This window comes from Stenotrophomonas sp. T8 (assembly GCF_051853085.1).
Lineage (GTDB): Bacteria > Pseudomonadota > Gammaproteobacteria > Xanthomonadales > Xanthomonadaceae > Stenotrophomonas > Stenotrophomonas sepilia.
The window spans coordinates 3917476-3930345 of record NZ_CP195329.1; the positions used below are offsets into that span (position 1 = coordinate 3917476).

The window sequence follows — 12870 nt, forward strand, 5'->3', positions numbered from 1 at the left end:
CCATGGGCCAGTGCCCCGGCCCGACGGCGATGCGGGGTCTGAAAACGGCGAGCACGGCCGCCGGCGCGCGCGCAGAATCCGCCGCAGACCCAGGAGACGCCCATGCACACGTGGTACCTCGGTGGCATCGACCATCGCCCCTTCCTGCACCTGTTCGAGATGAGCGACAGCGCGCTCGCCGCGCTCGGCATCCAGCGTCGCTGGGCCGGCGCCAACGGCGGACATCCCTGCCGGATCAGCCTGAGCGATCCCGCGCCTGGCAGCGAGCTGCTCCTGCTGTCCCACGTCCACCTGCCGCTGCATTCGCCGTACCGCGCCGCCGGCCCGATCTTCGTGCAGCGCGGCGTGACCCGTTGCGTCCTGACGCCGGGCGAGGTGCCCCCGTATGTGCAGCGCCGGATGATTTCGATGCGTGCCTATGACCACGCCGCGCTGATGTGCGGTGCCCAGGTCTGTGCGGGCACCGAGGTGGCCGACCATCTGGATGCACTGTTTGCCGACCCGTCGGTGGCGTTCGTCCAGCTGCACAACGCGGCGCATGGCTGTTTCTCGTGCCAGGCAGATCGGGTGGGTACCGGGACCGCGTAGCGTGGTCTCCATGACGTGATCGATGCCACGCCGATCACGTGACATACAGCGCATCTGTTCAGTCCTGCGTGAAGCCTGCGGGAAGGGCTTCACATGCGCAGTCACGGATCGGCACTTCGATGGTTCCGTCGCCTGCATCGCGACTCGATACTCGCCGTGGTGCCGCCGGAAGTCCGCCGCGCAGCGCAGCGCCTGCGGTCACCGTTCCCTTTCGACGACCACAAGGATGCGCCATGTCATTCCGATCCACACCGCTGTTGCTGGCCACCTCGTTCGTGGCTGCGGGCCTGTGCCTGGCCGGCAACGCGTTCGCCCACGGCACCATGACCACGCCTGTCAGCCGCGTCTACGCCTGTTTCCAGGGCAACCCCGAGAACCCGACCAACCCGGCCTGTGCCGCCGCCAAGGCCATCGGCGGTTCGCAGGCGTTCTACGACTGGAACGGCATCAACCAGGCCAATGCCAATGGCAACCACCAGGCCGTGGTACCCGACGGCAAGCTGTGCAGCGGCAACAACCCGACCTTCCGCGGGCTGGACGTGAACCGCAGTGACTGGCAGACCACGCCGATCCAGCCCGATGCCAATGGCAGGTTCACCTTCGTGTTCAAGGCGACCGCACCGCACGCCACCCGTGACTGGCGCTTCTTCGTCACCCGCGAAGGCTGGCAGCCGGGCAGCCCGCTGCGCTGGGCCGACCTGCAGGAGTTCTGCACCCTGGGCAATACACCGCTGTCGGCCGATGGCACCTACAAGCTGCAATGTACATTGCCGCAGCGCAGCGGCCAGCATGTGATCTACAACACCTGGCAGCGCTCGGATTCGACCGAGGCGTTCTATACCTGCATGGATGTGCGCTTCCAGGGCGGCGGCGGAACGGCACCGACAACACAGTGGCAGGATGCCGGCCCGGTCACCGCGCGCGGCGAGCTGCCGGTCGGCACCACGTTGGCGCTGCGTGTGTTCAATGCCAACGGCAATGATGTCGAACGCGTGGAAGCCACGCTGGCCAGCGGCCAGACTGCCGCCGCACAGTGGCCGCTGGTGCTGGCACGCAAGGTCAATGCCAGTGCGCAGCACGCACGCGTGGGCGTGCTCAGCAACGGCGTGATCACGCCGGCGGCCTCGGCCACCGACAACCGGGTGTACCTGAAGGACGGCAACCGCTTCCAGCTCGACACCCGGGTGCCGGACGCGGGCACGCCGTCGCCGGGCGGTGATTTCGACCACGTGTACCCCGCAGGCATGGGCAGTTACGTCCCGGGCCAGACCGTGGTGAAGGGCACCGACGGCAAGCTGTACGCCTGCCGCCCATTCCCGGAAGGGGCGTGGTGCAACGTCAATGCCGAGGCATATCGCCCCGGTATGGGCAGTGCATGGCGCGATGCTTGGGTGCCCTACTGACCCGTTGTAGAAGGCGGTGCGCATCGCGCCGCCTTCTGCCTGAGCCGCAGTGCTTTGAGCAGCGTGCTGCAGATCAGGCACGACAGCCACTGAAATCAAACTTGTCCGATATTGCCGGCCTGTCTGCATGTGAAGACTTCATGGGGTTTCCCATACCTCGCAAAGGAGTCTCTGCATGCACCTGTCCCATCGGGCAGTCCTCGCACTGTCCGTCGTTGCCGGCCTGGCCCTGTCCGGCAGCGCCTTCGCCCACGGCACCATGACCAAGCCGCTCAGCCGCGTGAAGCAGTGCCACGAGGGCAATCCGGAAAACCCGACCAACCCGGCCTGCGCCGCCGCCAAGGCCATCGGTGGTTCGCAGCCGTTCTACGACTGGAGCGCGATTGCCCACGGCAATGCCAATGGCAACCATCGCGAACTGGTGCGCGATGGCGAACTGTGCAGTGCCAGCATTCCCAAGTACCGCGGGCTCGACCTGAACCGCACGGACTGGCCGACCACGCCGATCCGCGCCGACGCCCGTGGCCGTTACACCTTCGAGTTCCGCGCGCCGGCGCCGCACGCCACCCGCGAATGGAAGTTCTACGTCACCCGCGATGGCTGGCAGCCGGGCAGCCCGCTGCGTTGGGCCGACCTGCAGGAATTCTGCACGCTGGGCAACACGCCGCTGTCCGAAGGCGGTGTCTACAAGCTGGACTGCCCGCTGCCCAAGCGCAGTGGCCAGCACATCATCTACAACACCTGGCAGCGCTCGGATTCGCAGGAGGCGTTCTATACCTGCATGGACGTGCGCTTCGAAGGCGGCGATGGCGTGGTTCCGCCGCCGCAGTGGCAGGATGCCGGCGCTGTGACCGCCAACGGTGCACTGGACGTGGACAGCACCGTGACCCTGCGTGTGTTCAATGCCAACGGCAATGACCTGGAGCGCGTGGAGACCACGCTGGCGGCCGGCCAGACCGCTCCCGCACAGTGGCCGTTGGCGCTGGCCCGCAAGGTCAATGCCAGTGCGCAGCACGCCCGCGTCGGTGTGATGAAGAACGGCGTGATCACGCCGGTCGCATCGGCCACCGAAAACCGCGTGTACCTGAAGCCGGGCAATCGCTTCCAGCTGGAAACCCAGGTGCCGGGCCCGGTTGATCCGGTCGACCCGCCGGGTGGCGATTTCGACTTCGTGTACCCGGCCGGCCTCGGCAGCTACACGCCGGGCGAGACCGTGGTGAAGGGCACCGACGGCAAGCTGTACGCCTGCCGCCCGTTCCCGGAAGGCGCGTGGTGCAACATCAATGCCGATGCCTATCGCCCGGGCACCGGCTATGCCTGGCGTGATGCCTGGGTCGCGTACTGAGGCAGGCACCGGGGGCGGCAGGGTGCCGCCTCCGGTTCGCGGGGTTGCCGGCCAGCGGCCGGCACGCCCCGCCTACTTGCTGCTGACGTACTTCTCGCGGCGGATCTGCGGGTTGCCCAGGCCGGCGGCCTTCAGCAGCTCGGCGCAGGCATCGACCATGTCCGGGTTGCCGCACAGGTAGGCGATGTCGGTGGCCGGGTCCGGCGTGAAGCCGGCCAGCGCCTGCTGCACGTAGCCGTGCTGTACGTCCGGGTGCGGATCAGCCGGGAGTTCACGCGACAGGCACGGAACATAGCGGAAGTTCGCGTGCTTTTCGGCGAAGCTGTAGAAATCTTCGCTGTACAGCAGCTCGCCGGGGCTGCGCGCGCCCTGCAGCAGCACGATCTGCACGCCGCGTTCGGCCATGGCCTTCTCCAGCAGCGGCAGCATGGAGCGGTACGGGGTAACACCGGTACCGGTGGCGATCAGCAGGTAACGGGCGTTGTGGTCACCGGGATTCAGGCAGAACCGGCCATAGGGGCCGGACGCACTGATCTGGCTGCCCTGCTCCAGTGCCTCGAACAGGGCCGTGGCGGCGCCACCGGGCACGAAACTGACCGCGATGTCCACCGCCTCGCCCGGGCCCAGCGCATGGTCGTGGATGGTCGCCAGCGAGTAGCTGCGCTTGGTTTCGGTGCCGTCGGCGTAGCTGAAATGGACCTGGATGAACTGGCCGGGCTGGAAATCCAGCGGCTGCCCATCGTCACGCACGAACTGGTAATGGCCGACGGTCGGGGCCAGCATGCGGCAGCCGACCAGCTTGAGGGGGAATTGAACAGGCACGACTTTTCGGGACAGTGTGTAGCCGGGGCAAGCCCTCGGGGTCTTCTATAATAGCCCCTCCCCGCCCCTCTCCAGCGCCAGCCCATGGGCGCGAAGGCTTCGAGCTTGGCATCCCAGAACGATACGGCGCCCGCCCTGCGCGTGCGCGACCTGCGCAAGACCTATGACAACGGCACCCAGGCCCTGAAGGGCGTTTCCCTGGAAGTGGCCCCGGGCGACTTCTTCGCCCTGCTCGGCCCCAACGGGGCGGGCAAGTCGACCCTGATCGGCATCATCAGCTCCCTGGTCAACCTCAGCGAGGGCCAGGTGGAAGTGTTCGGCAGCGACCTGGTGCGGAACCGCAGCGCCACCATGCGCCTGATCGGCCTGGTGCCGCAGGAAATCAATTTCAACCTGTTCGAAAAGCCCTTCGACATCCTGGTGAACTACGCCGGTTTCTACGGCGTGCCGCGCGAGGAAGCCGAGCAGCGCGCCGAAGAAGAACTGAAGCGCGCGCACCTGTGGGAAAAGGCGCAGGTGATGAGCCGCACGCTGTCCGGCGGCATGAAGCGCCGGCTGATGATCGCCCGCGCGATGATGACCCGCCCGCGGCTGCTGATCCTGGACGAACCCACCGCCGGCGTGGACATCGAGATCCGCCGCGACATGTGGCGCGTGCTGAAGGAGATCAACGGTGCCGGCACCACGATCATCCTCACCACCCACTACCTGGAAGAGGCCGAGTACCTGTGCCGCCACCTGGCGATCATCAACCATGGCCAGATCGTCGAGCAGGGGCCGATGCGCACCCTGCTGGCCAAGCTGGACGTGGAAGGCTTCCTGCTGGACATCGACGGTGACCTGCCGGCGCAGCTGCCGGTGATCGAGGGCGCGACGCTGACCGCGCCGGATCCGCACACGCTGGACATCGACATGCCACGCGCGATGGACCTCAACCGCGTGTTCGCCACGCTGAACGAGGCGGGTATCCGCGTGCGTTCGATGCGTACCAAGAGCAACCGCCTGGAGGAGCTGTTCGTGCGCCTCACCGGCAACATGGAGAAGCCTGCATGAGCACCACCGAGCTGACCGACGGCCAGCGCAACCGCATCGCGCTGATGACCATCGTGCGCCGCGAAGTCGCCCGCATCATGCGCATCTGGGGCCAGACCCTGGTGCCGCCGGCGATCACCATGACCCTGTACTTCCTGATCTTCGGCAACCTGATCGGGTCGCGCGTGGGTGACATGGGCGGCTACACCTACATGCAGTTCATCGTGCCGGGCCTGGTGATGATGAGCGTGATCCAGAACAGCTACGGCAACATCAGTTCCTCGTTCTTCGGTGCCAAGTTCGGCCGCCACGTCGAAGAACTGCTGGTCAGCCCGATGCCGAACTGGGTGATCCTGTGGGGCTACGTGGCCGGTGCCGTGCTGCGCGGCCTGATGGTCGGCGTGATCGTGCTGATCATCGCGATGTTCTTCACCCCGGTGCGAATCCCGCATCCGATCGTGATGCTGACCACGGTGATCCTCGGCGCGACGATCTTCTCGCTGGCCGGATTCATCAATGCAGTGTATGCGAAGAAGTTCGATGACGTGGCGATCGTGCCGACCTTCATCCTGACCCCGCTGACCTACCTGGGTGGCGTGTTCTATTCGGTGAAGCTGCTGCCGGGCTGGGCCGAAGCGGCCACGCACGCGAACCCGATCTTCTACATGGTCAACGCGTTCCGCTATGGCCTGCTGGGTAGCAGCGATGTGCCGCTGCCGGTGGCCTACGGCCTGATGATCGGTTTCGTGGTGGTGCTGACGGCGCTGGCCCTGTGGCTGCTGCGCCGTGGTGTGGGCATGCGCAGCTGAGACCTGCGTGGTAGTGCCGGCCGCTGGCCGGCAACACCAGATCCACGCCATGCGTGGATGCAGCAGTCTGTAGAGCCGAGCCTATGCTCGGCTCTTTTTTGCCTGCAATCTCCGGCACAATCGCAGTTCTGATTCCCCCCCAGAAAACGGTGAACGTGCAATGCGCATCCTGATCCTCGGCGCCGGCGGTACCGGCGGTTACTTCGGTGGCCGCCTGGCCCAGGCCGGCGTGGACGTGACCTTCCTCGTGCGCCCCGCGCGCGCCGCGCAGCTGGACCATGATGGCCTGGTCATCCGCAGCCCACTGGGTGATGCGCGTTTCCCGGTTCAGCACGTCACTGCTGATGCACTGCCCGCACTGGCCGCGCAGAAGCCCTTCGATCTGGTCATCCTCAGCTGCAAGGCCTACGACCTGGACAGTTCGATCGATGCCATCGCCCCGGCAGTCGGAGCGAACACCACCGTGCTGCCGATCCTCAACGGTCTGCACCACTACAACGCACTGGATATGCGCTTTGGCCGCGACGCGGTGCTCGGCGGCCTGTGCTTCATCAGCGCCACCAAGGCGCCCGATGGCGCGGTGCTGCATCTGGGCAAGCCGGCCAAGCTCACCTTCGGCGAGCGCGACGGCGGCGCGATCTCCGCGCGCGTGCGCGCCTTGGCTGCGGTCTGCGCGAAGGCCAACCTTGATCACCTTGCCAGCGAACGTATCGGCCAGGAACAGTGGATCAAGTACACCTTCCTGACCGCGCTGGCCGCAGCCACCTGCCTGCTGCGTGCGGATATCGGCACCATCGTCGCCACCGATGATGGCGAGGCGATCGTACGTGGCCTTTACGACGAGTGCCTGGCCGTCGCCGAAGCCGCCGGTGAACCGGTTCCGGAGGCAGCGCAGGACACTGCGCGCGGCACGCTGACCCAGGCCGGCTCGGCGTTGAAGGCCTCGATGCTGCGTGATCTGGAGGCCGGCCAGCAGGTGGAGGCCGAACAGATTGTTGGCGACATGCTGGTGCGTGCGCGCAGGGCTGATCAGGAAGCCCTGCTGCTGCAGGTTGCCTACAGCAGTCTGCAGGCCTACCAGGCACTGCGGGTCGCGTGAGTCCCGCCTTGCAGGCCAGCCTATTGCCCGCGCGGGTACTGATTCTCGGGCTGGGCTGGAGCGGACGCGTGCTGGCCGCGCAGCTGCAGGCGCACGGCATAGGCGTGGCCGGCACAGTGCGCGATCCCTCGTTCGCGCCGGACGATGGCCTGCCACGGCATCAGCTGCACGCCGACACGTCACCGTCGCCTGCCCTGCTCGATGTGATCGCGCAGGCCGATGCCGTGCTGTGCAGCGTGCCGCCCGACGCGGAGGGCGACCCGGCACTGCGCCTGCTGCTGCCCGCGCTGCAGGCCAGCCCGGCATTGCGCTGGGTCGGCTATCTGTCGTCGACCTCGGTGTATGCCGACCGCGCCGGCGGTTGGATCGACGAGCGCAGCGCGGCCGACGCCACTGAAGCGGCTGGCGTGCAGCGCCTGCTCGCGGAAGCCCAGTGGCGCGCACTGGCCGGACAACGCGGCATCGCCTCGGCGGTATTCCGCCTGCCCGGCCTGTACGGGCCGGGTCGCAATGCGCTGGTGCAGTTGGCGCAGGGGCGTGCGCGCCACGTGGTTCGCCCGGGCCAGGTGTTCAACCGACTGCACGTGGATGACCTGGCAACCGTCATCATCGCCGCAATGCGGCGCCCGGCCCGGCAGGGTCTCTACCTGCCCAGCGACGACGAACCGGCGCCGCCGCAGGATGTGCTGGCCTTCGCCGCGAAGCTGGGCGGGTTTGCGCTGCCGCCCGCCGTGGCCTGGGATGACCCGGTACTGAGCCCGACGCTGCGGCGCTTCTACGAGAGCAACAAGCGCATCGACAGCCGTGGCACGCGTGAAGCGCTGGGGTGGCAGCCGCGCTTCCCGAGTTACCGTGAAGGCCTGACGGACCTTGCCGCTTCGCTCGCCGGGCATGGCCCGGCGCTACCGGACAGCGCTTTGTAGAGCCGAGCCCATGCTCGGCTGCTCTTTGCGTCTTTCGCGCTGCGCGCGATAAGCCGAGCATGGGCTCGGCTCTACGGATCAACCCGCGTCGGGCAGGCGGAAGAACGCGCGGGCGGCCGCCGTGGCATTGGCCGCGGTCACCGCAACGTCCTCGCCACGGTCACGTGCCAGCTCTTCCACGATGTGCGACAGGAACATCGGCTCGTTGCGCCGGTCCTTCGGCATCGGCTTCAGCGTGCGCGGCAGCAGGTACGGCGCGTCGGTCTCGATCATCAGGCGGTTGGCCGGGATGTTCTTCACCAGTTCGCGCAGGTGCGCGCCACGGCGCTCGTCGCACAGCCAGCCGGTGATGCCGATGTACCAATCCTGGTCCAGGTAATCGAACAGCTCACCGCGTTCGCCGGTGAAGCAATGCACCACCGCCGGACCGATGCGACCTTCGAAGTTCTTCATCTGTGCCATGAAGTCGGCATGCGCATCACGCTGGTGCAGGAACAGTGGCTTGCCGTTGTCTGCCGCCAGCTGCAGCTGGCGCTCGAACGCGCGGTGCTGGGCCGGGCGCGGCGAGAAGTCACGGAAGTAGTCCAGCCCGCACTCCCCCACCGCCACCACTTCCGGATGCGCGTGCAGCGCGCGCATCTCGGCATCGCATTCCTCGGTGTATTCCACCGCGTGGTGCGGGTGCACGCCGGCGGTGGCGTACAGGAAGCCGGGGTGCTGCTGGGCCAGCTGCAACGCCAGCGGCGAGTGCTCGCGGCTGGCGCCGGTGATGACCATCTGCACCACGCCGGCCTGGCGCGCGCGGTCCAGCACGGCATCGCGGTCGCGGTCGAAGGAGTCGTGGGTCAGGTTGGCGCCGATATCGATCAGGTGCATGGTCATCGCGGGGGAAAAGTGCCCGCGCATTGTACCTGCGCCCGCCGTGCCCCCTTATCCTTTGCACATGAACGCCCCGCTCTTCCCGATTTCCCCGCTGCTGCCGCAGATCCAGCAACATCTGGCCGCGCATCAGCGACTGGTGCTGGAGGCCCCGCCCGGTGCCGGCAAGACCACCCAGGTGCCACTGGCACTGCTCGACGCACCGTGGCTGCAGGGCCGCAAGATCATCCTGCTGGAACCACGGCGGGTCGCAGCCCGCAGCGCCGCGCTGTTCATGGCGCGGCAGCTGGGCGAGGAGGTCGGTGGCACGGTCGGCTACCGCATCCGCTTCGAAAACAAGGTTTCGGCGCGCACGCGCATCGAGGTCGTCACCGAAGGCATCCTGACCCGCGTGCTGCAGGACGACCCGATGCTGGAAGAGGTCGGTGCGATCCTGTTCGACGAATTCCACGAGCGCCATCTCAGCGGCGACCTCGGCCTGGCGCTGGCGCTGGATGTGCAGGCGCAGCTGCGCGATGACCTGCGCCTGGTGGTGATGTCGGCCACGCTGGACGGCGAGCGGCTGGCACGTTTTCTCGATGCGCCGCGGCTGAGCAGCGAGGGCCGCAGCTACCCGGTGGCGATCAGCCATTTCCCGGCGCGCCGCGATGAGGCGCTGGAACTGCAGGTGCGCCGCGCGGTGCAGCAGGCCCTGGCCCAGCACCCCGGTGACCTGCTGGTGTTCCTGCCCGGCCAGCGCGAGATCGCGCGGGTGCAGGCGGGCCTGCAGGAATCGCTCAATGGCGATGTCGAGGTCCTGGCGCTGCACGGTGAACTGCCGGTGGAACAACAGGCGCGCGTACTTCAGGTGGCCAGCGATGGCCGCCGGCGCGTGGTGCTGGCGACCAACGTCGCCGAGTCGTCGGTGACGTTGCCCGGCGTGCGCGTGGTGATCGACAGCGGCCAGGCACGCGAACCGCGCTACGACCCCAACAGTGGTTTCACCCGGCTGGACGTGGTGGCCATCGCGCAGGCATCGGCCGACCAGCGCGCGGGCCGCGCCGGCCGCGTCGCCGAGGGCGTGGCCTGGCGGCTGTGGCCACAGTCGCAGCGGCTGGAACCGCAGCGCCGCGCCGAGATCTACCAGGTGGAACTGGCCGGACTGGCACTGGAGCTGGCGGCCTGGGGCAGCAGCGATCTGCGCTTCCTCGATCCGCCACCGGCCGGCCCGATGGGTGCCGCGCGCGAACTGCTGCAGCGGCTCGGCGCCCTGTCCAGCAGTGGCGCGATCACCGAACTGGGCCGGCGTGTGCTGGCGCTGGGCACGCATCCACGGATGGCGGCGATGCTGCTGGCAGCGCCCGATGCCCGCGCCCAGGCGCTGGCTGCCGACCTGGCCGCGCTGCTGGAGGCGCGCGACCCGTTGCGCCAGGGCGGCGACGCGCTGGCGGCCCGCTGGCGCGCACTGGCCGCGTTCCGCAATGGCCGCACACCGGGCGATGCCAACCGCAGCGGGCTGGCCGCGATCGATGCCGCCGCCAAGCAGTGGCGTAGCCGCCTGCGCTGCGAAGCCACGCCGCCGGCCAGCATCGAGGCCCATGAGCTGGGCGACCTGCTCGCTCATGCCTTCCCTGACCGGATTGGCTTCCAGCATCCCAGCGATCCTCTGCGCTACCTGCTGGCCAATGGCCGCAGCGCGCGCCTGCACGAGCTGAGCGACCTGCGCGGTGAGCCGTGGCTGGTGGCCAGCGAACTGCGCTTCGAGGCGCGCGATGCACTGCTGCTGCGCGCCGCACCGGTGGACGAGGATCGGCTGCGCAAGGCGTGGCCGGAGCGCTTCGTCACTGAAGACGTGGTGCGCTGGGACAGCGAACGACGCGCCCTGGTGGCGCTGCGCGAGACCCGTTTCGACCGCATCGTGCTGGACAGCCGCTCGGCCGGCCGGGTCGATCCGCAGCACGCCGCGCAGGCACTGACCGACGCGGTGGCTGAACTCGGTCTGCAGGCGCTGCCGTGGACCGAGGGCCTGCGCCAGTGGCAGGCGCGCGTCGAGTCACTGCGGCGCTGGATGCCGGAGCTGGACCTGCCCGACTGCAGCGACGCGGCCCTGCTGGCCAATCTCACGCAGTGGCTGCAACCCGCGTTCGCCGGCAAGAGCCGCTTGGACGCGCTGGATGAGGCCAGTTTCGGCGAGGCACTGAAGTCGCCGCTGGAATGGTCACAACGGCAGCTGGTCGAGCGCAATGCGCCGACCCGCATCACCGTGCCGTCCGGGCTGGAGCGGCCGATCACCTACGCGTTGGACAGCGAGAGTGGTGATCCGCTGCCGCCAGTGCTGGCGGTGAAACTGCAGGAACTGTTCGGCCTGGCCGACACGCCGCGCATCGCCGATGGCCGCGTGCCGCTGACCCTGCACCTGCTCTCCCCCGGCGGCCGCCCGCTGCAGGTCACCCAGGACCTGCGCAACTTCTGGGAAAACACCTACGCCGAAGTGAAAAAGGAAATGAAGGGCCGTTACCCGCGCCATCCGTGGCCGGACGATCCGTGGACCGCGACAGCCACGCACCGCGCCAAGCCGCGTGGAACCTGACGGGTAGTGCCGGCCGCTGGCCGGCAATGCATTCCACAGGGTGCCCGGGACTGCCGGCCAGCGGCCGGCTACCGGTTTGGGACCCTGCCTGATCCTGAATGGCTGCGGTAGAGTCACACCACGTGCGTCCCCGACTGACATACCGTTTACGGGCAACGCGCGACACTGGACTTCGACCCGAGGCAAAGGACCCCCGCATGAGCAAGCTGACCGTAATCACCGACCGCGCTCTGGAGCGCGCCCTGGAGCTGGCCCACACCGCTGGCGATGGCCTGAAGAGCGCCGGTGGCAGCCTGCGCAACGCGGATTGGATCAAGACCGGCGCCGCCCTCGGCGCAGTGAAGACCGGCGGCAAGGTCGCCACCAAGTTCGTGCGCCGCAATCCGGCCGTGGCCGTGGCCGCTGCTGCGGTGGGTGTCGGCCTGCTCGGCTATGCGCTGTACCGCAAGCAGCAGAAGAAGAAGGCTGCCAATGGCCATGTGGTGAATGGGCAGGCGCAGCGCATCAGCGCGCGTGACCGCCGCAACGACACCGTCGTGGACGAGCACAGCGATATCGGCAGCGACGCCTGAGCCTGCCGGGGTCGGATCCTTCCACAGGAAGGGCTCTGACCCCAAGGCACTCCATGAGGGCCGGATGCCGAGAGGCCTCCGGCCCTTTCTGTTTCAACCGATCTGCCGCCACTGTCCGGGCTGCAGGTCCTCCAGCCGGTACGGTCCCATCGACACCCGCACCAGCCGCAACGTCGGCAGGTTCACTGCCGCTGTCATCCGCCGCACCTGGCGGTTGCGGCCTTCGCGGATCGTGATCGCCAACCAGCTGTCCGGCACGGTCTTGCGGAAGCGTACCGGCGGATCGCGCGTCCACAGCAATGGTGCTGGATCGAGGCGCTCGATCTTCGCCGGCAGGGTCGGCCCATCGTTGAGTACCACGCCGTCGCGCAGCTGTTGCAGCTGCTCGTCACTGGGCGTGCCTTCCACCTGCACCCAGTAGGTCTTGTCGGCCTTGTGCCTGGGGTCGGTGAGCTTGTGCGCCAGCGTGCCGTTGTCGGTCAGCAGCAGCAGGCCCTCGCTGTCATGGTCCAGGCGGCCGGCGGCATACACGCGCGGCGGCAGGCCGAACCCGGCCAGGGTCGGCCGCGGCGGCACGCTGCGGTCGGTGAACTGGCAGAGCACGTTGAAGGGCTTGTTGAAGGCGATCAGCATTGCAGGCACGGCGGGCGGCGGGTGGGGCATTGTCCCACGCCTCGCGCCCAGGCAACTGTAGAACCGGAGGCAGCGGCAGGAGCCGCTGCCAACGTCGCGTGCGACGGTCCGAAGGGTGCCGGTCAGGACGGCCGGCATTGCCCGCGCTCGGCTGCTGTTGTACTCCGTCGCGCTGCGCGCAATGAGCCGAGCATCG

Annotated in this window: 12 protein-coding genes; 9 read left to right on the forward strand and 3 right to left on the reverse strand. The window is 68.1% G+C overall.

The window, feature by feature from the left end; genetic code table 11:
• The first annotated feature begins 102 nt into the window (after nucleotides 1-102).
• The 3 genes from ACSDHM_RS18165 (at nucleotide 103) to ACSDHM_RS18175 (ending at nucleotide 3336) form a co-directional block, all read left to right on the forward strand.
• Nucleotides 103-588: a DUF1203 domain-containing protein gene (locus tag ACSDHM_RS18165; RefSeq protein ID WP_061478993.1), complete on the forward strand. Its 486-nt coding sequence runs from the start codon at nucleotides 103-105 to the stop codon at nucleotides 586-588.
• A 233-nt stretch (nucleotides 589-821) separates the two neighbouring features.
• Complete coding sequence (locus ACSDHM_RS18170) at nucleotides 822-1991, forward strand: lytic polysaccharide monooxygenase (RefSeq protein WP_439426474.1); 1170 nt, start codon at nucleotides 822-824, stop codon at nucleotides 1989-1991.
• Nucleotides 1992-2166: 175 nt separating this feature from the next.
• Entirely contained in the window at nucleotides 2167-3336 is a 1170-nt protein-coding gene (locus ACSDHM_RS18175; RefSeq protein ID WP_072168038.1) for a lytic polysaccharide monooxygenase, read from the forward strand.
• A 72-nt stretch (nucleotides 3337-3408) separates the two neighbouring features.
• On the opposite strand, the gene ACSDHM_RS18180 is transcribed toward ACSDHM_RS18175, so the two are convergent.
• Nucleotides 3409-4158, reverse strand: a complete 750-nt coding sequence (locus ACSDHM_RS18180) for a ferredoxin--NADP reductase (protein ID WP_072168039.1) — start codon at nucleotides 4156-4158, stop codon at nucleotides 3409-3411.
• An 84-nt stretch (nucleotides 4159-4242) separates the two neighbouring features.
• On the opposite strand from ACSDHM_RS18180, the gene ACSDHM_RS18185 reads away from it, so the two are divergent.
• The 4 genes from ACSDHM_RS18185 to ACSDHM_RS18200 all read left to right on the forward strand — a co-directional run bounded on the left by ACSDHM_RS18185 (nucleotide 4243) and on the right by ACSDHM_RS18200 (nucleotide 8021).
• Nucleotides 4243-5211 carry an ABC transporter ATP-binding protein gene (locus ACSDHM_RS18185; RefSeq protein WP_072168040.1) on the forward strand — a complete coding sequence of 323 codons (969 nt, stop codon included), beginning with the start codon at nucleotides 4243-4245 and terminating at the stop codon, nucleotides 5209-5211.
• The gene (locus ACSDHM_RS18190) at nucleotides 5208-5999 is read left to right on the forward strand and encodes an ABC transporter permease (protein WP_005420226.1); all 792 of its coding nucleotides are present in this window, start codon (nucleotides 5208-5210) and stop codon (nucleotides 5997-5999) included. Before ACSDHM_RS18185 ends, ACSDHM_RS18190 begins: the two co-directional genes overlap by 4 nt.
• Before the next feature lie 160 nt (nucleotides 6000-6159).
• A complete protein-coding gene (panE, locus tag ACSDHM_RS18195) occupies nucleotides 6160-7098 on the forward strand; it encodes a 2-dehydropantoate 2-reductase (RefSeq protein ID WP_061478988.1) in 939 nt (312 codons plus the stop codon).
• Nucleotides 7095-8021, forward strand: a complete 927-nt coding sequence (locus tag ACSDHM_RS18200; protein ID WP_439426475.1) for an NAD-dependent epimerase/dehydratase family protein — start codon at nucleotides 7095-7097, stop codon at nucleotides 8019-8021. Before panE ends, ACSDHM_RS18200 begins: the two co-directional genes overlap by 4 nt.
• Nucleotides 8022-8099: 78 nt before the next feature.
• Here ACSDHM_RS18200 and ACSDHM_RS18205 read toward each other — a convergent pair whose 3' ends face one another.
• Nucleotides 8100-8897, reverse strand: a complete 798-nt coding sequence (locus ACSDHM_RS18205) for a TatD family hydrolase (protein WP_088497037.1) — start codon at nucleotides 8895-8897, stop codon at nucleotides 8100-8102.
• A 67-nt stretch (nucleotides 8898-8964) separates the two neighbouring features.
• Here ACSDHM_RS18205 and hrpB point away from each other — a divergent pair, with 67 nt between their 5' ends.
• Both hrpB and ACSDHM_RS18215 read left to right on the forward strand, forming a co-directional pair.
• Nucleotides 8965-11469 carry an ATP-dependent helicase HrpB gene (gene hrpB / locus ACSDHM_RS18210; RefSeq protein ID WP_353080479.1) on the forward strand — a complete coding sequence of 835 codons (2505 nt, stop codon included), beginning with the start codon at nucleotides 8965-8967 and terminating at the stop codon, nucleotides 11467-11469.
• A gap of 197 nt (nucleotides 11470-11666) precedes the next feature.
• The gene (locus ACSDHM_RS18215; protein WP_061478985.1) at nucleotides 11667-12041 is read left to right on the forward strand and encodes a hypothetical protein; all 375 of its coding nucleotides are present in this window, start codon (nucleotides 11667-11669) and stop codon (nucleotides 12039-12041) included.
• Nucleotides 12042-12134: 93 nt separating this feature from the next.
• Here ACSDHM_RS18215 and ACSDHM_RS18220 read toward each other — a convergent pair whose 3' ends face one another.
• Nucleotides 12135-12674 (reverse strand): pseudouridine synthase, encoded by a 540-nt coding sequence (locus ACSDHM_RS18220; protein ID WP_072168044.1) that lies wholly within the window; start codon nucleotides 12672-12674, stop codon nucleotides 12135-12137.
• Nucleotides 12675-12870 lie beyond the last annotated feature (196 nt).

Excerpts from the sequence above, each read along its gene's own strand:
- ACSDHM_RS18165 (WP_061478993.1), top strand. The coding sequence starts at position 103 with ATGCACACGTGGTACCTCGGTGGCATCGACCATCGCCCCTTCCTGCAC.
- ACSDHM_RS18215 (WP_061478985.1), top strand. The coding sequence starts at position 11,667 with ATGAGCAAGCTGACCGTAATCACCGACCGCGCTCTGGAGCGCGCCCTG.
- ACSDHM_RS18190 (WP_005420226.1), top strand. The coding sequence starts at position 5,208 with ATGAGCACCACCGAGCTGACCGACGGCCAGCGCAACCGCATCGCGCTG.
- hrpB (WP_353080479.1), top strand. The coding sequence starts at position 8,965 with ATGAACGCCCCGCTCTTCCCGATTTCCCCGCTGCTGCCGCAGATCCAG.
- panE (WP_061478988.1), top strand. The coding sequence starts at position 6,160 with ATGCGCATCCTGATCCTCGGCGCCGGCGGTACCGGCGGTTACTTCGGT.
- ACSDHM_RS18205 (WP_088497037.1), bottom strand. The coding sequence starts at position 8,897 with ATGCACCTGATCGATATCGGCGCCAACCTGACCCACGACTCCTTCGAC.
- ACSDHM_RS18170 (WP_439426474.1), top strand. The coding sequence starts at position 822 with ATGTCATTCCGATCCACACCGCTGTTGCTGGCCACCTCGTTCGTGGCT.
- ACSDHM_RS18185 (WP_072168040.1), top strand. The coding sequence starts at position 4,243 with ATGGGCGCGAAGGCTTCGAGCTTGGCATCCCAGAACGATACGGCGCCC.
- ACSDHM_RS18220 (WP_072168044.1), bottom strand. The coding sequence starts at position 12,674 with ATGCTGATCGCCTTCAACAAGCCCTTCAACGTGCTCTGCCAGTTCACC.
- ACSDHM_RS18175 (WP_072168038.1), top strand. The coding sequence starts at position 2,167 with ATGCACCTGTCCCATCGGGCAGTCCTCGCACTGTCCGTCGTTGCCGGC.